Here is a 21,226-nt window from a genome sequence, read left to right as displayed (position 1 = left end):
CAACCATGCAAGGCGCGATGATACGTCAGCAGCAACCCGTTACCGGCCGTAGCAAGCCGGTGCCGCGTGGTGCCAGTCGGCTGGTGGCCGACGAGCCCGTATCGGCGCGCCTGCCGCGGCCAAGCCTGGGGGGGCTCAAGCGCCTGCTGTGGCCGGTGCTGCTGGTGGCGGCCGGGTTTGGCGCCTATGAGGGCGCCATTCGCCTGATGCCATACGCCGACCGGCCGATCACCAAGATCGACGTGCAGGGTGACCTCAGCTACATCAGCCAGCAGTCGGTGCAGCAGCGTATCGCGCCCTACGTGGCGGCGAGCTTCTTCAGCGTCGACCTGCCGGCGATGCGCGCCGAGCTCGAACAGATGCCGTGGATTGCCCATGCCGAAGTGCGCCGGGTATGGCCCGACGAGGTGGTGATCCGCCTGGAAGAACAGTTGCCGGTGGCACGCTGGGGTGACGAAGCCTTGCTCAACAACCAGGGCCAGGCCTTCACCCCGCGCGAGCTGGCCAACTACGAGCATCTGCCGCAGCTGGCCGGGCCGCAGCGTGCTCAGCAACAAGTCATGCAGCAGTATCAGGTATTGAGCCAGATGCTGCGCCCCCTGGGCTTTTCCATCGCTCGCCTGGAGCTGCGCGAGCGAGGCAGCTGGTTCCTGACCACCGGCGCGAGCAGCGCCGGGCCGGGCATCGAGCTGCTGCTGGGGCGCGACCATCTGGTGGAGAAAATGCGCCGTTTCATTGCCATATACGACAAAACACTCAAAGACCAGATCACCACTATCGCCCGCATTGATCTGCGTTATTCCAACGGACTTGCCGTTGGTTGGCGGGAACCGATTGCACCGACGACGGCCCAACCCGCCGTTGCGAAGAATTAGAGAGAGGCAGGACCATGGCAAACGCGCATAGCGGCAAAATGATCGTCGGGCTGGACATCGGCACCTCCAAGGTGGTAGCGCTGGTGGGCGAAGTGGGCGAGGACGGTACCCTGGAGATCGTCGGGATCGGTACCCATCCCTCCCGTGGCCTGAAAAAAGGCGTGGTGGTGAACATCGAGTCCACCGTGCAGTCGATCCAGCGCGCCGTGGAAGAGGCGCAGCTGATGGCCGGCTGCCGCATCCACTCGGCCTTCGTCGGCGTGGCCGGCAACCACATCCGCAGCCTGAACTCCCACGGCATCGTCGCCATCCGCGACCGCGAGGTCAGCCTGGCCGACCTGGAGCGCGTACTCGACGCCGCCCAGGCCGTGGCCATCCCGGCCGACCAGCGCGTGCTGCACACCCTGCCGCAGGACTACGTGATCGACAACCAGGAAGGCGTGCGCGAGCCGCTGGGCATGTCGGGCGTACGTCTGGAAGCCAAGGTCCACGTGGTCACCTGCGCGGTCAACGCGGCGCAGAACATCGAGAAGTGCGTCCGCCGCTGCGGCCTGGAAATCGACGACATCATCCTCGAACAGCTGGCCTCGGCCTACTCGGTGCTGACCGACGATGAAAAAGAACTGGGCGTGTGCCTGGTGGACATTGGTGGTGGCACCACCGACATCGCCATCTTCACCGAGGGCGCGATCCGTCACACCGCGGTGATCCCGATTGCCGGCGACCAGGTGACCAACGATATCGCCATGGCCCTGCGTACCCCGACCCAGTACGCCGAAGAAATCAAGATCCGCTACGCCTGCGCCCTGGCCAAACTGGCTGGCGCCGGCGAGACCATCAAGGTGCCGAGCGTGGGTGATCGCCCACCGCGCGAGCTGTCGCGTCAGGCCCTGGCCGAGGTGGTGGAGCCACGTTACGACGAGCTCTTCACCTTGATCCAGGCCGAATTGCGCCGCAGCGGCTACGAGGACCTGGTGCCGGCCGGCATCGTCCTGACCGGCGGCACCGCGAAGATGGAAGGCGCCGTGGAACTGGCCGAGGAAATCTTCCACATGCCGGTACGCCTGGGCGTACCGCACAGCGTTCGGGGGCTTAGCGACGTGGTTCGCAACCCGATCTATTCCACCGGCGTGGGCTTGCTCACCTACGGCCTGCAGAAGCAGACCGAAGACCTGCCCTTGACCGGTAACAGCAGCAACAACAGCTATGGCGATGAACCGAAGGCTCCAGTGCTTGAACGCTTCAAGCGCTGGGTCCAGGGCAACTTCTAAGTTTCAAAGCAGTAGTGGTAGGCGCGACAACTAGAGAACTGTAAGGAGAGGGAAAATGTTCGAGCTCGTAGACAACGTCCCGCAAAGCCCGGTCATCAAGGTGATCGGCGTTGGTGGTGGTGGTGGCAACGCCGTCAATCACATGGTCAAGAGCAGCATCGAAGGCGTGGAATTCATCTGCGCCAACACCGATGCCCAGGCGCTGAAAAACATCGGCGCGCGCACCATCCTGCAATTGGGCACTGGCGTGACCAAAGGCCTGGGTGCCGGTGCCAACCCGGAAGTCGGCCGCCAGGCCGCGCTGGAAGACCGTGAGCGCATCGCTGAAGTGCTGCAGGGCACCAACATGGTGTTCATCACCACTGGCATGGGCGGCGGTACCGGTACCGGTGCAGCGCCGATCATCGCCGAAGTGGCCAAGGAAATGGGCATTCTCACCGTTGCCGTGGTGACCCGTCCGTTCCCGTTCGAAGGCCGCAAGCGCATGCAGATTGCCGATGAAGGCATCCGCATGCTGGCTGAAAGCGTCGACTCGTTGATTACCATCCCCAACGAGAAGCTGCTGACCATCCTGGGCAAGGATGCCAGCCTGCTGTCCGCCTTCGCCAAGGCTGACGACGTACTGGCCGGTGCCGTGCGTGGTATCTCCGATATCATCAAGCGCCCGGGCATGATCAACGTCGACTTCGCCGACGTGCGTACCGTGATGGGTGAAATGGGCATGGCCATGATGGGTACTGGCTGTGCCAGCGGCCCGAACCGTGCGCGTGAAGCCACCGAGGCAGCAATTCGCAACCCGCTGCTGGAAGACGTCAACCTGCAGGGCGCCCGCGGTATCCTGGTGAACATCACCGCAGGCCCGGACCTGTCGCTGGGCGAGTACTCCGACGTGGGTAGCATCATCGAAGCCTTCGCCTCCGACCACGCCATGGTCAAGGTCGGTACCGTGATCGACCCGGACATGCGTGACGAGCTGCACGTGACCGTAGTGGCCACTGGCCTTGGCGCGCGCATCGAGAAGCCTGTGAAGGTGGTCGACAACACCCTGCAGACTGCCCAGCAGGTGTACGAGGCATCCAACCCGGCGCCGGTTCGCCAGGAGCAGCCTGCGGTCAACTACCGTGACCTGGAGCGCCCGACCGTAATGCGCAACCAGGCCCATGCAGGGGCTGCTGCAGCCGCTAAACTGAACCCTCAGGATGACCTGGACTACCTTGATATCCCGGCATTCCTGCGTCGTCAGGCTGATTAATGGAATTTATCAGGGGTATAAAGGTGATTGGTATTCATCAAAGGTTGGGTCTGTTATCATCCCCAGCCTTTGTTGATACCTGTTCGCAATTTGCGCTGAAGCGGCCAATGCCATGATTAAACAACGCACCCTGAAGAATACCATCCGTGCCACAGGTGTCGGTCTGCACTCCGGGGAGAAGGTTTACCTGACCCTCAAGCCTGCACCTGTTGACACCGGCATCGTCTTCCGCCGCGCCGACCTCGACCCTGTGGTCGAAATCCCGGCGCGCGCGGCCAACGTCGGCGAGACAACCATGTCGACGACGCTGGTCAACGGTGACGTCAAGGTCGATACGGTCGAGCACCTGCTCTCCGCCATGGCGGGCCTGGGCATCGATAACGCCTACGTCGAGCTCTCCGCCTCGGAAGTGCCGATCATGGATGGCAGCGCCGGACCCTTTGTATTCCTGATTCAGTCTGCCGGCCTGGAAGAACAGGACGCAGCCAAGAAGTTCATCCGCATCCTGCGTGAGGTAACCGTGGAAGAGGGCGACAAGCGCGCCACGTTCCTGCCTTTCGACGGCTTCAAGGTGAGCTTCGAGATCGACTTCGATCACCCGGTCCTCAAGGGCCAGACCCAGAGTGCGGTCGTCGACTTCTCCAGCACCTCGTTCGTGAAGGAAGTCAGCCGCGCGCGTACCTTCGGCTTCATGCGTGACATCGAGTACCTGCGCAAGCACAACCTTGCGTTGGGTGGCAGTGTCGAGAACGCCATCGTGGTCGACGAGACCGGTGTGCTCAACGAAGACGGCCTTCGTTCCGATGACGAATTCGTCAAGCACAAGATCCTCGACGCCATTGGCGACCTTTATCTGCTGGGCAACAGCCTGATCGGCGAGTTCAAGGGCTACAAGTCCGGACACGCGCTGAACAACCAGCTGCTGCGCAAGCTGATTGCCGAAAAAGACGCCTGGGAAGTGGTCACTTTCGAAGATGCCAGCACGGCACCGATCTCGTACATGCGCCCTGTTGCGGCCGTGTAAGTTCGAACACTCTCTAGTTCATTAAGGCCACCTTCGGGTGGCCTTTTTTATGGCTGACGCATTTTGCCCGGCAGGTCCGGCCATTCGCGGGCACGCCCGCTCCCACAGAGTCCCCGCTAATTCAATGAGTTATGTGCAGTTCTATGAGAGCGGGCGTGCCCGCGAATGGACTGCGCAGCAGTCCCGAAGGTGTCAGCGCTTGTCCTGGGCATGAGCTGCCAGCCTTTCCAGTGCCGCGCGCAGCTTGGGGTCGTTGATGCCCTCGGCGGTATCGCGCAGGCTCTCGGCCGCGTTGTTCGACAGCTCTGCGGCATGGCCACCACGCTTGGCCGGCACCAGCGGCGGCTGCACCTTGTACAGGATACGCCTGAGGTTGCCGAATGCTTCCATCGCCTGTAATGCCGCCAGCAAGCGTTTTTGCTGATAGCGCAGACGAGTGGCCCAGTGGCCGTCGGTTACCACCAGCAACAATGTGCCATCGCGCCACGACGCCACATGGCAGTGCTCGCGGGCGGCCGGTTGCAGCTGGCTTTCCAGCAGGCGCTGCAGGTGTTCCAGGCGTTCGGCCTGGTTCAGCAGCAGGCGCAGCGGGCGCACCTGGCGGAGCAGGGCGGAGGGCGGCTGGGCGGGGGAGGGTTTGTAGGCCATGGGAGTACGCATGAGGTTACATGGTCCGCAGTCTAACACCTCTATAGCCTGACCCCGGCCTCTTCGCGGATGAACCCGCTCCCACAGTTAACAACAGACAAGACTCATTCTCGATACGTTTCATCTTCCCGAACCTTGAACTCAGGGAAAATGCCCCTATCTAAAACAAGCCCCCGCCAAAACGCTGTACAAGCATCGTGGCAATCCACCACTTTCTTCACCATCGTTTCCGGGTAGAATGCTCGTTCGCATGCGGCCTAAGGGCTGCACGGGCGACTCATGGGGCCGCCCTCCATCCCTACGTGTGGAAGATCCTGCCGATATGTTTGCGCCTTTGTTAAAGAAACTTTTTGGAAGCAAGAACGAGCGTGAAGTCAAACGCATGCTCAAGACGGTGAACATCGTCAATGCTCTCGAAGAGAAGATGGTGGCCCTCTCCGACGAGCAACTGCGGGGCAAGACCGCAGAGTTCAAGGAGCGCCTGGCCAAAGGCGAGACACTGGACCAGTTGCTGCCTGAAGCCTTCGCCGTGGCCCGTGAGGCCGGCAAGCGCGTGATGGGCATGCGCCACTTCGACGTGCAGCTGATCGGTGGCATGACCCTGCACGAGGGCATGATCGCAGAAATGCGTACCGGTGAAGGCAAGACCTTGGTCGGTACCCTGGCCGTGTACCTCAACGCACTGTCCGGCAAGGGCGTGCACGTGGTCACCGTCAACGACTACCTGGCCCGCCGCGACGCCAACTGGATGCGCCCGCTGTACGAGTTCCTCGGCCTGTCGGTCGGCATCGTCTCGGCCTTCCAGCCGCCGGAAGAAAAGCGCGCTGCCTACGCGTCCGACATCACCTACGGCACCAACAACGAATTCGGTTTCGACTACCTGCGCGACAACATGGCGTTCAGCCAGGAGGAGAAGTTCCAGCGTGAACTGAACTTCGCCGTGATCGACGAAGTCGACTCCATCCTCATCGACGAAGCGCGTACCCCGCTGATCATCTCCGGCCAGGCCGAGGACAGCTCCAAGCTGTACATCGAGATCAACCGCCTGATCCCGCGCCTGAAGCAGCACATCGAGGAAGTGGAAGGCCAGGTCACCCAGGAAGGCCACTTCACCATCGACGAGAAGAGCCGCCAGGTCGAGCTGAACGAAGCCGGTCACCAGTACATCGAGGAAATGCTCACCCAGTCGGGCCTGCTGGCCGAGGGCGAGAGCCTGTACTCGGCGCACAACCTGAGCCTGCTGACCCACGTCTACGCCGGCCTGCGCGCGCACAAGCTGTTCCACCGCAACGTCGAGTACATTGTCCAGGACGGCCAGGTCCTGCTGATCGACGAACACACCGGCCGTACCATGCCCGGCCGTCGCCTGTCCGAAGGCCTGCACCAGGCCATCGAAGCGAAAGAAAACCTGAACATCCAGGCCGAGAGCCAGACCCTGGCTTCGACCACCTTCCAGAACTACTTCCGCCTGTACACCAAGCTGTCCGGCATGACCGGTACCGCCGATACCGAAGCGTTCGAGTTCGCCCAGATCTACGCCCTCAACGTGATGGTCATTCCGCCGAACAAGCCGCTGGCGCGCAAGGACTTCAACGACCTGGTGTACCTGACCGCCGACGAGAAATACGCCGCGATCATCGCCGACATCAAGGAAAGCATGACCCAGGGCCGCCCGGTGCTGGTGGGTACTGCGACCATCGAAACCTCCGAGCACATGTCCAACCTCCTGAAGAAGGAAGGTATCGACCACAAGGTGCTCAACGCCAAGTACCACGAGAAGGAAGCGGAGATCATCGCGCAAGCCGGTGCGCCAGGTGCCCTGACCATCGCCACCAACATGGCCGGTCGTGGTACCGACATCCTGCTGGGCGGTAACTGGGAAGCCGAAGTGGCCGCCCTGGAAAACCCCACCGCCGAGCAGATCGCCCAGATCAAGGCCGACTGGCAGAAGCGCCACCAGCAAGTGATCGAGTCGGGTGGCCTGCACGTGATCGCTTCCGAGCGCCACGAATCGCGCCGTATCGACAACCAGCTGCGTGGCCGTTCCGGCCGTCAGGGCGACCCGGGTTCCAGCCGCTTCTACCTGTCGCTGGAAGACAGCCTGATGCGTATCTTCGCCTCTGACCGGGTGAAGAACTTCATGAAGGCGCTGGGCATGCAGTCGGGCGAGGCCATCGAGCATCGCATGGTCACCAACGCCATCGAGAAGGCCCAGCGCAAGGTCGAAGGCCGCAACTTCGACATCCGCAAGCAGTTGCTGGAATACGACGACGTGGCCAACGAGCAGCGCAAGGTGATCTACCACATGCGCAACAGCCTGCTGGCCGCCGAGAACATCGGCGACACCATCGTCGAATTCCGCAAGGAAGTACTGGACGCTACCATCAGCCAGCACATTCCGCCGCAGTCGCTGCCCGAGCAGTGGGACGTGGCCGGCCTGGAAGCTTCGCTGGCCAGCGATTTCGCCATGAAGCTGCCGATCCAGCAGTGGCTCGACGAGGACGATCACCTCTACGAAGAGACCCTGCGCGAGAAGCTGCTGAACGAAATCACCAGCGCGTACACCGAGAAGGAAGACCAGGCCGGTATCGAAGCCCTGCGTACCTTCGAGAAGCAGATCCTGCTGCGCGTGCTGGACGACCTGTGGAAAGACCACCTGTCGACCATGGACCACCTGCGTCACGGTATTCACCTGCGTGGATATGCGCAGAAAAACCCGAAGCAGGAGTACAAGCGCGAATCCTTCAGCCTGTTCCAGGAGCTGCTCGAGTCGATCAAGCGCGACACCATCCGTGTGCTGTCGCACGTTCAGGTACGCCGCGAAGACCCGGTCGAAGAGGAAGCCCGCCTGCGCCGCGAGGCCGAGGAACTGGCCAGCCGCATGCAGTTCCAGCATGCCGCTGCTCCGGGCCTGGAAAGCGAGCAACTGAGCGAGGAGGGCGCCGAAGTGGCCGTCGCCTCTGCACCGGTGCGCAACGAACAAAAGCTGGGCCGCAACGAGCCGTGCTGGTGTGGCTCGGGCAAGAAGTTCAAGCATTGCCACGGGCAGATCGAGTGATCTGACCTGAATGGGGCCGCGTTGCGGCCCTGTCGCGACACAAGGCCGCTCCCACAGGGATAGCGCACAGCCGCAACGCTGCGCCGTCCTATGTGGGAGCGGCCTTGTGTCGCGATGGGGCGTGAAGCGGCCCCGCTTTTCGATATCAACCGTATTTTCTAGGAGCGCTCTAATGGCTGTTGGTCTTGGTCCTTTGCCCACCCTGCACCCGGTTCCGGGTTTTGAACTCGGCATCGCTTCTGCCGGCATCAAGCGCCCGGGGCGCAAGGATGTGGTGGTCATGCGCTGTGCCGAAGGCTCCAGCGTGGCTGGCGTGTTCACCCTCAACGCCTTCTGCGCGGCGCCGGTGATCCTGTCCAAGCAGCGTGTACAGGGCACCGTGCGCTACCTGCTGACCAACACCGGTAACGCCAACGCCGGCACCGGCGCGCCAGGCCTGGCCGCCGCCGAACGTACGTGCGCCAAGCTGGCCGAACTGGCCGGTGTACCGGCCGAGTCGGTACTGCCGTTCTCCACCGGTGTAATCGGCGAGCCGCTGCCGGTCGAGAAGATCGAAGGCGCGCTGCAGGCCGCCCTCGACAACCTGTCGGAAAACCACTGGGCCGAAGCTGCCACCGGCATCATGACCACCGACACCCTGCCCAAGGGTGCCAGCCGCCAGTTCCAGCACGATGGCGTGACCGTTACCGTCACCGGCATCAGCAAGGGGGCAGGCATGATCCGTCCGAACATGGCCACCATGCTCGGCTACATCGCCACCGACGCCAAGGTGGCACCAAAGGTGCTCAAGGACCTGATGCTGGACGGCGCCAACAAGTCGTTCAACCGTATCACCATCGATGGCGACACCTCGACCAACGACTGCTGCATGCTGATCGCCACCGGCAAGGCCAATCTGCCGGAAGTCACCGAAGCCAGCGGCGCACTGTTCGAAGCGCTGAAGAAGGCGGTGTTTGAAGTGTGCATGGAAGTGGCCCAGGCCATCGTCCGTGATGGCGAAGGCGCTACCAAGTTCGTGACCGTGCAGGTCAACGGCGGTGGCAACCACCAGGAGTGCCTGGACGTCGGCTATGCCGTGGCCCACTCGCCACTGATCAAGACCGCGCTGTTCGCTTCCGACCCGAACTGGGGCCGCATCCTCGCTGCCGTTGGCCGTGCCGGCGTACCAGAGCTGGATGTGAGCCTGATCGATGTGTACCTGGACAGCGTGTGCATTGCCAGCAAAGGCGGCCGCAGCCCGAGCTACACCGAAGACCAGGGTGCCAAGGTAATGGCCCAGGAAGAGATCACCATCCGTATCGAGCTGGGCCGTGGCCAGTGCAGCGAAACCATCTGGACCACCGACCTGTCCCACGAGTACGTGAAGATCAACGCCGAGTACCGTACCTGATGTAATTGGGGCCGCTTTGCGGCCCTTTCGCGACACAAGGCTCCTGCGTACACCGCTTCATGTGGGAGCGGCCTTGTGTCGCGAGAGGGGCTGCAGAGCAGCCCCAAAATTCCCAAACGATGGAGCCGAACCATGAGCTATCACCTGATCATCGGCGACAAGCTGTATTCCTCCTGGTCGCTGCGTGGCGCCCTGGCTCTCGAGCTGGCTGGCGTGCCCTACGAAGAAACCCTGATCAAACTCAACCAGCCTGACACCCGTCAGCGCATCCTCGCCTTCTCTGCCACCGGCAAGGTACCGCTGCTCAAGACCGGGCACGGTGTGATCGCCGACTCGCTGGCCATTGCCGAATACCTCAACGAACGCCACCCCGACGCCCAGCTGTGGCCTGCCGACGTGGCGGCCCGGGCCCAGGCCCGTTCGGCCTGCGCGCAGATGCACAGTGGCTTCTTCGCCCTGCGCGGCGCGATGCCGTTCGACCTGTCGCGCGACCAGGCGCTGGACAGCGTGCCGCTGGAGGTTCAAATCGATATCGACCGTATCGTTGCACTGTGGTCGGAATGCCGCCTGGCGGCCAAGGACAGCGGCCCGTTCCTGTTCGGCAAGCCGAGCCTGGCCGATGCCTTCTTCGCCCCGGTGGCCGTGCGCCTGCGCACCTACCGCGTGGAAGTGCCTGCGCAGGCGGCTGCCTATATCGAAACCATTTACCAGTGGCCGGCCTTCCAGGCCTGGCAGCAGGCTGGCCTGGCGGAGCGTGAAGGGTGAAACGGATTCATGTTGTAGCCGCCGTCATTCGTGGTACTGACGGCCGCATTCTGATCGCACGCCGTGCCGATACCCAGCACCAGGGCGGCCTGTGGGAATTCCCGGGCGGCAAGGTGGAAGAGGGTGAAGGTGTCGAGGCAGCGCTGGCCCGCGAGCTGCGCGAGGAGCTGGGCATCGAGGTGAGCCGTTCGCGCGCGCTGATCAAGGTCAGCCACGACTACCCGGACAAGCAGGTGCTGCTGGACGTGCGTGAAGTCGAGGCGTTCACTGGCGAGCCGCATGGTGCCGAGGGCCAACCGCTGGAGTGGGTTGCCCCGCGCGATTTGCCCCAGTACGAATTCCCCGAGGCCAATAAACCGATCGTTGCGGCCGCGCGCCTGCCGGACCAGTACCTGATCACCCCTGATGGCCTGGAAGTGCCGCAGATGCTCAAGGGCATCCAGAAGGCGGTGGCCAGCGGCATTCGCCTGATCCAGTTGCGTGCCCCGGACATGTACGACCCCAAGTACCGCGATGTGGCGGTGGATGCGGTCGGCCTGTGCGCGGGCAAGGCGCAGCTGATGCTCAAGGGGCCGCTGGAGTGGTTGGGCGATTTTCCTGCCGCGGGTTGGCACCTGACGGCTGCACAACTGCGCAAGTATGCCGCCAACGGCCGGCCGTTCCCCAAGGAGCGCTGGCTGGCGGCGTCCTGTCACAGTGCTGAAGAGTTGGCGCTGGCGGAGCAGATGGGCGTGGACTTTGTCACCCTGTCGCCTGTCCAGGCGACCCGGACTCACCCCGAGGCGGTGCCGTTGGGGTGGGATGAGGCGCAGCGGTTGATCGCCGGCTTCAACAAGCCGGTCTACCTGCTGGGTGGGGTAGGGCCGGGTGAGCGCGAGCAGGCTTGGGAAGCGGGGGCGCAGGGTGTTGCCGGGATCCGGGCGTTCTGGCCTGAGATCTGAGTCGCCTGTAATTCGGGCCGCTTTGCGGCCCATTCGCGGGCTTGCCCGCTCCCACAGGAAACTCACAAGCCCTGAAACCTGTGCCGTACCTGTGGGAGCGGGCAAGCCCGCGAAGGGCTGCACAGCAGCCCCGGCAATCTCAAACCTCCGGCTTTGGTGCAGGCTGCCACAAAACCTCTGCTACCCCTTGCCGCCGCCCAATGATCCGCGCCGCCACAAACAGCAGGTCCGAAAGCCGGTTGATATACGCCAACCCAACCCCCGCCAACGGCTCCAGCGCATTCAACTGTTGACACCGCCGCTCCGCACTGCGCGCCAGGCTGCGGCACACATGTGCCTGTGCCACCAGCGCCGAACCACTGGGCAAAATGAAGTTCTTCAACGGCCCCAGCTCTTCGTTCCACACATCGATCGCCGCCTCCAGCCGTTCCACCTCCGCCTGGTTCAACGCCTGGTAACTGGGCATCGCCAACTCACCACCCAGGTCGAACAAGCGGTGCTGACACGGCGCCAACACCGCGCTCACTTCATCCAGCCCTTGTTCGGCCAGCCCCGCCAGTAGCAAACCCAACTGGCTGTTCAGGCTGTCCACCTCGCCAATGGCCTCGATCCGTGGGTGGTCCTTGGGCACCCGGCGTCCGTCGCCCAGGCCTGTTTCGCCTTTGTCGCCGGTGCGGGTGTAGATCTTCGACAGGCGGTAGCCCATGTCACTTCTCCGTTTTGGCCGGCGCCGCCGTTGCCGGCTGGCCGAGGGGCAGGCGCAGGGTGAAGCAGGTGCCCTGGCCGGGCGTGGACTGTACTTCCATCTGCCCCTTGTGGTTGTTGGTGATGATGAAGTACGAGACCGACAGGCCCAGGCCGGTGCCCTGGCCGATTTCCTTGGTGGTGAAGAACGGTTCGAAAGTGCGCTTGCGCACCCCCTCGGGCATGCCGACGCCGTTGTCCTCGACCTGGATTTCCGCCCATGGCGGGTTCAAGCGGGTACGCAGGATGATGCGCCCGGGCTCGCTCGGCTGCGGCCGCTGGTGGATGGCCTGGGCGGCGTTTTTCAGCAGGTTGAGCAGCACCTGCTCCAGTTCGTTGGCGGTGCATGGCACCGGCCCCAGTTCGGGGTCGAACTGGCGCACGATGGCCTGGCCCTTGAAGTCGAAGCCGATGGCCAGGTCGAAGTCGTTGCTGGCAATCTCCACCGCCTGGTCGATCAGCGCCGGCAGGTCGCACGGTGCCAGCTGGCGATTGCTGCGTCGGCTGAAACTGAGCATGTGGGTGACGATCTTTGCCGCCCGGGCACCGGCCTGCTGGATGCCGTCGAGCAATTGCGGCACTTCGCGGCTCTCCAGGTAGCGGTTGACCGTGGGCAGGTCGATGCCCAGTTCCTCGGCCTGCTCCTGGTTGCGCGGCAGCTCTGGTGACAGGCGCCGGCGGATGTTCTGCACGTTGTGCAGGATCGCGCCTAGCGGGTTGTTGATCTCGTGGGCCATGCCGGCGGCCAGGCCACCGACCGAAAGCATCTTCTCCGATTGCACCATCATTTCTTCCAGCGACAGGCGCTGGGTGATGTCGTCGATGCGGATGACCACGCCACGGCCGCCGCCACCGGTCAGCGGGTAGAAGGTCAGGGCGTAGTGGCGCAGGTCGTCGCCTTTGGGCCAGGTGACCCGCTCGATCTTCGCAACGCGGTGTTTCTCCACGGTTTCCTTCAACTGCGGCAGGAACGGCTTGAGCGGTTCGAAGGCGATGAAGATCGGCTGGTTCAGCGCTTCGTCCAGTGGCGTGCCGGAAAGCACCGTGGCTTCGTGGTTCCACTGGGTCACGTAGAGCTGTTCGTCGAGGGCGATCAGCGCCGAGGGCATCGAGTCGATGATGCTGTTGAGGTAGTTCTGGAAACCGGTGAGTTTTTTCTCGATCTTGCTGCGCACCTGGACTTCCAGCTCCAGTTTGCGGTTGGTGTGGCGGGTTTCCTCGGCCAGGCCCTGGGCCTGGTCATAGGCCTCCTGGAACTCGTCGCGGGTGCGCTTGAGTTGCTGTTCGCGGGCCTCGATGCGCGAGAGCATGGTGTTGAACGCTTCGGCCAGGCTGCCGATTTCGTCGTCGTTGCCGCGCTGCGCACGCAGGGCATAGCTCTCTTCGCGGGTGACCTGGCGGCTGAGCTCTTCGAGCTGGTTGATCGGCTGGGTGATCAGGCGTTTGATTTGCCGGGCAATGACGATCCACAGCAGGATGCTGAACACCAGGATGCCCAGGCTGGCGCTGAGAGTGCCGGTGTAGAAGGCTGTGGGCAATTCGCTGCTGGCCACCAGCAGCAGGTGCGCTGGCGGGTTGGCGTCACGTGGCATGCGGATCAGCTGGGTGCTGCGAAACTCCATCAGGCGCCAGCCGTCAATGTCGCGAAAACGCCTGGGCAGGGCCAGCGGCTCGCCGTGCTGCAACTGCGCCAGTATGCGGCCATCGCCTCCATAGACAGCGGCGGCGCGCAGCGGCGTATAGCTGTCCAGTTCCTTGAGCAGGGCGCTGGCGGTGTCCGGCGCATCGCCGGCGCGTGCCGCCAGCTGCGGGTTGGCCACCAGCCGGCCGATGGTGTGCAGTGCCTGCGGTGCCATGCTTTCCTGGGTAATCCAGTAGGCGGCGCTGATGAAAGTGAGGTTGGCCACCAGCAAGATGGTCACCAGCAACACCAGCAGGGCCGCCAGCAGTTTCTGCCCGACCGGGAGGTTTTCCAGGCGTTGGCGCAAGGTCATGGGCTAGGCAATATCCGTATCCGTTTAAAGGGCCGCGTCAGTCGCAGGGCAAACCACGCACGCGCAGGTTATCGACCAGGCGCTGCAGCAGGCGTTCCAGCTCTGGCAGCTGCAGGCCATGGCGGCCGGCGGCGCGACAGGCGTGGCCAAGCAGGTAGTGCACCTCGGTGCGTCGGCCTGCGCGTACATCCTGGTACATGGAAGAGTAGTTGGCCGCGGTGGCGAGGATCACCCGCTGTACTTCTTCGTCCAGCCCGTCTGCCGCTTCTGGCTGGCCACAGCGGCGCAGCAGTTGGGCCAGCTCGCCGCACAGGGCATCCACTTCACCCAGGTGCCCCAGCAGCCCGCCGTTCTGGCAGTCGTGCAGTACGGTCAGCGGGTTGATGGCACAGTTGAGCGCCAGCTTGCGCCACAGGCGGGTGAGGATGTCCAGCGTCCACTCGGCGGGGATACCCGCCTGGTGCAGGTCGTCGAACCAGGCCGGGATCGTCGGGTTGCGTGGGTCACCCAGCCAGTTGAAGCCGTGGCCGGCAAAGCGTACCTGCCAGTCACCCTCGCGAAACGCCCCTTCGGTACTGGAGGCGAAGATGCAGCGCGTGCGCGGCACCAGGTCGGCGACTTCGTCCTGGCTGCCCAGGCCGTTCTGCAGCAGTAGCACTTCGGCGCCCTCGGCCAGACGCGGTGCCACGCCGGCGATAGCCGGGGCGGCGTCGTAGGCCTTGCAGGCCACCAGCAGGCGATGGATCGGGCCGGGTGCCTGCGCGGTTTCGGCGGGGATGGCGAAGTGGCGGGGCTGGTCCTGTTCGACCAGGGTCAGGCCGCCGGCCTGCTGGTAGGCCTGCAGCCGTTGCCCGTCACGCAGGATCAGGCGCACTGCCTTGCCCGCGCGCGCCAGGCGGCAAGCCCATAGGCTGCCCAGGCTGCCGGCGCCGAGAATATGCCAGGTGCTGCTCATATGCGTTTCGCAACCCGTTATAATGAGCCCGCATTTTAACCGTCAAACCCAGCGCGCTCCATCTTCAGCCTGAGCGCGCTTTTATTTTGGGAGAACAACCATGCCTTCGTTCGACGTGGTATCGGAACTGGACAAGCACGAAGTGCAGAACGCGGTCGACAACGCCATCAAGGATCTGGACCGCCGCTACGACCTCAAGGGCAAGGGTACCTTCGAGTTCAAGGACAAAGAGCAGACCGTGATGCTCACCGCCGAGGAAGAGTTCCAGCTCGAAGCGATGCTGGAAATCCTGCGCCTGGCGCTGGTCAAGCGCAAGATCGACGTGAAGTGCCTGGAAACCAAGGACCCGTACGCCTCGGGCAAGGAAAAGAAGCAGGAAGCCAAGTTCCGCGAAGGCATCGACAAGGACCTGGCGAAGAAGATCGTCGCCACCATCAAGGATGCCAAGCTGAAAGTGCAGGCCGCGATCCAGGGCGAGCAGGTGCGCGTTACCGGTAAAAAGCGTGACGACCTGCAGGAAGCCATTGCCCTGCTGCGTACCAAGGAATTCGACATGCCGCTGCAGTTCAACAACTTCCGCGACTGATCGCAGGGTTGTCCGGAACCCCGATGGCGTAATGATGTCCATGGGGGCCATGGCCGCCGAACCGACGGCGGCCTGCTATACGTGTACATGCCGCTCGGCATCAGGAGATGAATATGGATTTGAGCGCTGAAGTCGATCAGCTGGTCCGCCAATCGCAGACCTGGGTCCCCTTGATCATGGAATACGGCAGCCGCCTGCTGCTGGCACTGCTGACCTTGGCGATCGGCTGGTGGCTTACCAACGTGGTCAGTGATCGACTCGCCAGGCTGGTGGGTTTGCGCGTACAAGACCCGGCACTGCAGGGCTTCATCCGCACCCTGGCTAACATCATCCTCAAGGTCATGCTGGCGATCAGCGTTGCCTCGATGATCGGCATTGAGACCACTTCGTTCGTGGCCGCGATTGGTGGTGCCACGCTGGCCATCGGTCTGGCGTTGCAGGGCAGCCTGGCAAACTTCGCCGGTGGTGTGCTGATCCTGCTATTCCGCCCGTTCCGCATCGGTGACTGGATCGAGGCGCAAGGCGTGGCCGGTACCGTCGACAGCATCCAGATCTTCCACACCGTGGTGCGTACCGGTGACAACAAGACCGTGATCATGCCCAACGGCAGCCTGTCCAACGGCATCATCACCAACACCAACCGCCAGCCGACGCGCAAGGTGGTGTTCGACGTGGGCGTGGACTATGAGGCCGACCTGCAGAAGGCCCGCAACGTGTTGCTGGAGCTGGCGCAGGACCCGCGTGTGCTGTCCGACCCGGCGCCGCAGGCGGTGGTCGCGACCCTGGGCGACAGCTCGATCACCGTGTCGTTGCGCTTGTGGACCAAGACCGCCGATTACTGGGATGTGATGTTCATGCTCAACGAGCATGCGCGTGACCGGTTGAAGGCCGAAGGGATCGACATTCCGTTCCCGCAGCGGGTGATTCGCGTGGTGCAGGAGACTGCAGCGCAGTAATACCGCGCTGAAGCCGGGGCACAAAGCGGCCCCGGCTTTTTTACACTTGTTCACAGCAATACCCCGGGATTTCTGGCATATAGCCTGACCCCACCTGCCACACCCGATACGCCATCATGAAACCACTGCTGTACATCACCCCCCTGCGCGCCTTGCTGTTCGGCCTGACCCTGGCCCTGTTCGAGCTGCTCACCTACCTGGCCAGCGATGCCGTCATGCCGGCCATGCCGGTGGTGGTCGGCGACCTGAACGCCAGCCCCGAATACATTCCCCACGCCCTCAACCTGTACCTGCTGGGCGGCGTGGTGCTGCAATGGCTGATCGGCCCGCTGGCCGACCGCTATGGCCGGCGCCCGTTGCTGCTGACCGGTTGCGCGTTCTTCGGCGCGGCCTGCCTGGCCTCCTTCTGGGTCCACGACATCGGCCTGTTCAACGTGCTGCGCCTGCTGCAGGGTATCGGCCTGGGCTTTGTGGTCACGGTCAGCTACCCGGCCCTGAACGAAGCCTTCAGTGAGGCGGACGCCGTGCGCATGATGGCCCTGCTGGCCAATATCGCCTTGCTCTCGCCACTGCTCGGGCCGCTGGTGGGCACCTTGCTGCTGCAGTGGCTGGACTGGCGCTGGCTGTTCGTGGCCTTTGCCATCGGCGCGGTCGTGGCCTGGCTGTTGCTGTACCGGCTGATGCCGGAAACCCTGGGCGTGGAGCGCCGTGACGGCTCGCGCCTGGCGTTCACGCCGATCCACCTGCTGCCGCTGCTGGCCGGTTACGGCCAGTTGCTGGCCAACCGTCGCTTTGTCGCTGGCAGCGCAGCCCTGGGCCTGGTCGGTTTGCCGCTGATTGGCTGGATTGGCCTGTCACCGGTGCTGCTGATCCACGACGAGGGGTTGAGCACCATGGCGTACGCCTTGTGGCAGTTGCCGGTGTTTGGCGGACTGATCCTTGGCAACCTGATCATCAACCGCATCGCCGACCGCTATCCGCTGCCGGCGCTGGTGCGCGGTGCGTTGTGGCCTTACCTGGCCGGCCTGTGCCTGATGCTGCTGGCGACCTGGTACTGGCCAAGCGTGACCAGCGTGGTGGCGGGCATGTCGCTGTACGCGCTGGGGTTGGGCGTGGCCAACGCGGTGCTGTATCGCATGACGCTGTTCGCCAGCGAGCAGAGCAAAGGCCTGGTCTCGGCCATGCTGGGGATGATCACCATTGCCTTGCTGGGGCTGGGTGGGGCGGTGCTGGCGATGATTGGTGCCGGGGCCAGCTTGCTGCACTTTGCCCTGGCGGCGGGTGTGGCGGGGGCCTTGGCGCTGTGGCCGCTGTGGTTCGTGGTGGGTGGGCGGCCTGGGGAAGGGGCTGTCACTCAATAATCTTTGATTACCTGTACCGGCCTCTTCGCGGGCTTGCCCGCTCCCACAGGGACTGCACAGCTCTCAAGGGCAGTGCTTTACCTGTGGGAGCGGGCAAGCCCGCGAAGAGGCCGGTACAGGCAATACAAATCTGTCAGGGCCGCTCGGCCGCCGAACCTTCCTCAGCCACCGGCTTGCCCGGCCCGGCTTCCTGGCGCCATTGCAGGGCAATCAGGATCAACGTCGGCACGCCCAGCAGGGCAGTGATCAGGAAGAAGTCGTGGTAACCGAACTTCTCCACCATGACCCCTGAATACCCCCCGATCAGCCTCGGCAACAGCAGCATGATCGAGCTGAGCAACGCATACTGGGTAGCCGAGAACTTCAGGTTGGTCAGGCTCGACAGGTAAGCGACGAAAGCCGAAGTGGCCAGGCCGGAGCTGAAGTTGTCCAGCGAGATGGTTACCACCAGCATTTGCAGGTTCGGGCCCATGTCGGCCAGCATCAGGAACAGGATGTTGGTGCCCGCCGAGGCCGCACCGCCGATGAACAGGATGGGCATGATGCCGAAGCGCACGATCAGCAGGCCGCCAACCCCGGCGCCGACCAAAGTCATGATCAGGCCGAAGATCTTGCTGACGCTGGCGATCTGGTCCTTGGTGAAGCCCATGTCGATGTAGAACACGTTGGCCATCACGCCCATGACCGTGTCCGACATGCGATAGGTGGCGATCAGGCCGAGCAACAGCAAGGCCTGCCAGCGGTAGCGGGCGATGAAGTCGTTGACCGGGGTCAGCACCGGGGCCAGGCCGCGACGGCCCAGGCTCGACAGGCACGCCCAGGTCAGCAGCACATAGAGGATCAGGCGCAGGAAGGCGCGGTCTTCCAGCAGCAGGTCCAGTGGCGTGGCATCACCGGAGATGACGCTGGACCAGCCGGTATTGAACATCTGGGTGAAGCTGGCCGGTACTGACACCAGCAGGATGATCAGCACGAACACCGAGGCCAGTTGGTGCACCAGCCCATAGCGCGCTGCCGACAGCTGGGTACGCATGGGCACGGGTGGCTCGCGCATGATCAGGGTGGTGAATACGGCGGGCAGCATCATCACCGCGAACATGACGTAGGTGCCGGCCCAGGCCTTGTGCAGGTAGCTGAAACCGGTGGAGCCGAACCACTCGGCGAAGAACAGTGCACCAGCCGTGGCCAGCAGGGCCGCCACCCGGTAGCCGGCCATGTAGCTGGCGGCGAGCGCGGCCTGGCGCTGGTCGTCGGCGATTTCCAGGCGGTAGGCATCGACGGCGATGTCCTGGGTGGCCGAAGCGAAGGCCACCAGTACCGCCAGGGCGATCAGCCATGACAGGTGCTGCTGCGGGTCGCACAGGCTCATGCCGACCAGCCCGATCACCACCAGCGCCTGCGACAGCAGCAGCCACGAACGCCGGCGCCCCAGGCTGCCGAGCAGCGGCAGGCGCCATTGGTCGAGCAGCGGTGACCACACCCACTTGAAGGCGTAGGCCAGGCCGATCAGGCTGGCGTAACCAATGGTCTCGCGGGCCACGCCCGCTTCGCGCAACCACACCGAAAGGGTGGAGAACACCAGCATGTAGGGCAGACCGGCGGCGAAGCCGAGCAGCAAAAGTACCAAGGTTGACGGGCTGGCATAGGCAGCAAGCGCAGCGCGCCAGGTTTTACGGGGCATGGGCCAACATCTGCCTCAAGTTTGCGAAAACAAAGCGCGCACTCTAACCGCTGTGCTCCATCGGGCGCCAGCCATGGCGCGTCATATCCACACGATTGTTGGTTACATTTACACCCTCCGCGCGCAGCCGCGCCCGTTGTTCATCCCCCGACGGGGTACCCAGTGCCAGGCTCAGCCGGCCGCCTGCGCCGAGCACCCGGTGCCAGGGCAGACGGGTGTCCGCGGGCAGTTGCCCAAGGGTGCGCCCGACCCAGCGTGCCGCCCGCCCAAGCCCCGCCAGCTCGGCCAGCTGGCCATAGCTGACCACCTTGCCGGCCGGCACTTGGCCGAGTACCGAATACAGCGCCGTCCGTCGGCCCTCGGCGGAGTCGAGGGCGTGTTCATATCCATCAGACATCAGGCCCTCCCTGGGCTGCAGATGAAACCGGACCGGCGGTCTGGCAAATGAGAGTTGAACTCAACGGCATGCTCCCGGTCTGTCCTTGCTCTGGTCGTCGTTATCTGGATAATGCCCGGCTTTTTTCGTCAAATCGAACCCGTAGTCTGCAAACAATAGCCCGCTTATGTATTCTAGATCCTTGTTGTGCCTGCTTGCTGTTTCCCTGTGCGCCTCCCCGGTGTTCGCCGACACCGTGTGGATGAAGAACGGTGATCGGCTCAGCGGCAAGATCAAAGTCTTCGACGGCGGCAAGCTGCTGCTGGAAACCCCCTATGGCGGTTCCATCGCCCTGGACTGGAAAGAGGTCCAGACCCTGCAGAGCGACCAGGAAATGCTGGTCAAGCAGGACGCCTACAGCGGTGAGCGGGCCAAGTCGCTGAAGGCCGCCGAGCCCGGCAAGGTGACCCTGGCCAATGGCGATGCGCCGAAGACCGTGGAGCTGGCCAGCATCGAGCAGATCATGAAGCCCAAGCCGCTGGTCGAGGACTTCGTGTGGAAGGGCAACGTTGACGTGGCGCTGGACTACAAGCGCGCCGAGAACGACACCGACGACTACGACGTCGGTTTCAAGACCAGCGCCCGCCATGGCCGCTGGCGGCACAACGCCGAAGGCGAATACAACCGCGAGACCAAGGACGACGTCACCACCACCGACAACTGGAGTGCCGAGTATGCCCTGGACCGCTTCCTCACCGAGAAGTGGTTCTGGCAGGGGCGCATGGAGTACAAGCGCGACCGCATCGAAGACCTGGCCCGCCAGCGCACCGTGGGTACCGGCCCGGGTTACCAGTTCTGGGACGACGAACTGGGCGCGTTCTCGCTGGGTTCGCTGATCAACCGCACCGACTTCGAATACCAGGATGGCGCCAAGGACAACTTCTATTCTGCGGCGGTGAAGTGGGACTACACCCGCTACCTGATCGGCAAGAACGTGCAGCTGTTCACCAACGGCGAGTTCGCCAAACCGCTGGGTGGCGTGGCCGATTATGCACTGGATGCCGAGGTTGGCCTGCGCTACAAGGTCACCGAGTGGGCCTCGCTCAACCTCAAGGCGGAGAAGGACATCATCACCGGTACGCGGGACAGTGACCTGGACAAGACCCGCTATACCGCAGGCTTCGGCGTTACCTGGTAAACCGCCGGGGGCGCGTTGCGCCCCTTTCGCCACACAAGGCCGCTCCCACAAAGGCAAGATGTACATCGGTCCATGTGGGAGCGGCCTTGTGTCGCGATGGGCTGCAAAGCAGCCCCATTGGCACTGGATCTGATAATGCTTATCTTGTCCC

The 21,226-nt window shown here is 63.5% G+C and carries 18 protein-coding genes; 12 read left to right on the top strand and 6 right to left on the bottom strand.

Translation table 11 applies throughout. The features are described 5' to 3' along the window. Positions 1–5 precede the first annotated feature (5 nt). The 4 genes from M2S36_RS08485 (at position 6) to lpxC (ending at position 4,422) form a co-directional block, all read left to right on the top strand. Complete coding sequence (locus M2S36_RS08485; RefSeq protein ID WP_012274056.1) at positions 6–875, top strand: cell division protein FtsQ/DivIB; 870 nt, start codon at positions 6–8, stop codon at positions 873–875. A gap of 14 nt (positions 876–889) precedes the next feature. Then, the gene (ftsA, locus tag M2S36_RS08480; protein ID WP_015271706.1) at positions 890–2,146 is read left to right on the top strand and encodes a cell division protein FtsA; all 1,257 of its coding nucleotides are present in this window, start codon (positions 890–892) and stop codon (positions 2,144–2,146) included. Positions 2,147–2,201: 55 nt separating this feature from the next. Further along, entirely contained in the window at positions 2,202–3,398 is a 1,197-nt protein-coding gene (gene ftsZ / locus M2S36_RS08475; RefSeq protein WP_003260772.1) for a cell division protein FtsZ, read from the top strand. Between the two features lie 112 nt (positions 3,399–3,510). Further along, positions 3,511–4,422: a UDP-3-O-acyl-N-acetylglucosamine deacetylase gene (gene lpxC, locus M2S36_RS08470; protein WP_207834522.1), complete on the top strand. Its 912-nt coding sequence runs from the start codon at positions 3,511–3,513 to the stop codon at positions 4,420–4,422. A gap of 192 nt (positions 4,423–4,614) precedes the next feature. Here lpxC and M2S36_RS08465 read toward each other — a convergent pair whose 3' ends face one another. Further along, positions 4,615–5,070, bottom strand: a complete 456-nt coding sequence (locus M2S36_RS08465; RefSeq protein WP_063913301.1) for a DUF721 domain-containing protein — start codon at positions 5,068–5,070, stop codon at positions 4,615–4,617. A 322-nt stretch (positions 5,071–5,392) separates the two neighbouring features. On the opposite strand from M2S36_RS08465, the gene secA reads away from it, so the two are divergent. The 4 genes from secA to M2S36_RS08445 all read left to right on the top strand — a co-directional run bounded on the left by secA (position 5,393) and on the right by M2S36_RS08445 (position 11,224). Further along, positions 5,393–8,128 (top strand): preprotein translocase subunit SecA, encoded by a 2,736-nt coding sequence (secA, locus tag M2S36_RS08460; RefSeq protein ID WP_063913300.1) that lies wholly within the window; start codon positions 5,393–5,395, stop codon positions 8,126–8,128. 172 nt (positions 8,129–8,300) lie between these two features. Then, positions 8,301–9,518, top strand: a complete 1,218-nt coding sequence (argJ, locus tag M2S36_RS08455; RefSeq protein WP_063913299.1) for a bifunctional glutamate N-acetyltransferase/amino-acid acetyltransferase ArgJ — start codon at positions 8,301–8,303, stop codon at positions 9,516–9,518. A gap of 132 nt (positions 9,519–9,650) precedes the next feature. Next, positions 9,651–10,283 carry a glutathione S-transferase family protein gene (locus tag M2S36_RS08450; RefSeq protein ID WP_207834526.1) on the top strand — a complete coding sequence of 211 codons (633 nt, stop codon included), beginning with the start codon at positions 9,651–9,653 and terminating at the stop codon, positions 10,281–10,283. After that, a complete protein-coding gene (locus tag M2S36_RS08445; protein WP_061303700.1) occupies positions 10,280–11,224 on the top strand; it encodes a Nudix family hydrolase in 945 nt (314 codons plus the stop codon). Before M2S36_RS08450 ends, M2S36_RS08445 begins: the two co-directional genes overlap by 4 nt. A 139-nt stretch (positions 11,225–11,363) precedes the next feature. Here the strand turns inward: M2S36_RS08445 and M2S36_RS08440 are convergent, their stop codons facing one another. The 3 genes from M2S36_RS08440 to M2S36_RS08430 are packed head-to-tail and all read right to left on the bottom strand — an operon-like array spanning position 11,364 to position 14,917. Then, the gene (locus M2S36_RS08440) at positions 11,364–11,930 is read right to left on the bottom strand and encodes a cob(I)yrinic acid a,c-diamide adenosyltransferase (RefSeq protein ID WP_207834537.1); all 567 of its coding nucleotides are present in this window, start codon (positions 11,928–11,930) and stop codon (positions 11,364–11,366) included. A 1-nt stretch (position 11,931) separates the two neighbouring features. Then, positions 11,932–13,962, bottom strand: a complete 2,031-nt coding sequence (locus tag M2S36_RS08435) for a sensor histidine kinase (RefSeq protein ID WP_233687055.1) — start codon at positions 13,960–13,962, stop codon at positions 11,932–11,934. A gap of 37 nt (positions 13,963–13,999) precedes the next feature. Then, positions 14,000–14,917 carry a putative 2-dehydropantoate 2-reductase gene (locus tag M2S36_RS08430; protein WP_207834549.1) on the bottom strand — a complete coding sequence of 306 codons (918 nt, stop codon included), beginning with the start codon at positions 14,915–14,917 and terminating at the stop codon, positions 14,000–14,002. 100 nt (positions 14,918–15,017) lie between these two features. On the opposite strand from M2S36_RS08430, the gene M2S36_RS08425 reads away from it, so the two are divergent. From M2S36_RS08425 to M2S36_RS08415, 3 genes are all read left to right on the top strand, one after another. After that, positions 15,018–15,503 carry a YajQ family cyclic di-GMP-binding protein gene (locus M2S36_RS08425; RefSeq protein ID WP_013974099.1) on the top strand — a complete coding sequence of 162 codons (486 nt, stop codon included), beginning with the start codon at positions 15,018–15,020 and terminating at the stop codon, positions 15,501–15,503. A gap of 113 nt (positions 15,504–15,616) precedes the next feature. Beyond that, complete coding sequence (locus M2S36_RS08420) at positions 15,617–16,459, top strand: mechanosensitive ion channel family protein (RefSeq protein ID WP_207834551.1); 843 nt, start codon at positions 15,617–15,619, stop codon at positions 16,457–16,459. 116 nt (positions 16,460–16,575) lie between these two features. Further along, entirely contained in the window at positions 16,576–17,820 is a 1,245-nt protein-coding gene (locus M2S36_RS08415) for an MFS transporter (protein WP_207834553.1), read from the top strand. Positions 17,821–17,953: 133 nt separating this feature from the next. Here the strand turns inward: M2S36_RS08415 and M2S36_RS08410 are convergent, their stop codons facing one another. Both M2S36_RS08410 and M2S36_RS08405 read right to left on the bottom strand, forming a co-directional pair. Then, positions 17,954–19,501, bottom strand: a complete 1,548-nt coding sequence (locus M2S36_RS08410; RefSeq protein WP_013974096.1) for an AmpG family muropeptide MFS transporter — start codon at positions 19,499–19,501, stop codon at positions 17,954–17,956. A gap of 43 nt (positions 19,502–19,544) precedes the next feature. Next, complete coding sequence (locus tag M2S36_RS08405) at positions 19,545–19,898, bottom strand: MGMT family protein (protein WP_085592113.1); 354 nt, start codon at positions 19,896–19,898, stop codon at positions 19,545–19,547. Between the two features lie 166 nt (positions 19,899–20,064). On the opposite strand from M2S36_RS08405, the gene M2S36_RS08400 reads away from it, so the two are divergent. Next, positions 20,065–21,075: a DUF481 domain-containing protein gene (locus tag M2S36_RS08400; protein WP_207834555.1), complete on the top strand. Its 1,011-nt coding sequence runs from the start codon at positions 20,065–20,067 to the stop codon at positions 21,073–21,075. The last annotated feature ends 151 nt before the right edge of the window (positions 21,076–21,226 follow it).

The organism is Pseudomonas sp. SF2, from assembly GCF_036858055.1.
Classification (GTDB): Bacteria; Pseudomonadota; Gammaproteobacteria; order Pseudomonadales; family Pseudomonadaceae; genus Aquipseudomonas.
The sequence above is the reverse complement of the archived record's forward strand: the minus strand, read 5'-3'. Positions and strand labels throughout refer to the sequence as shown.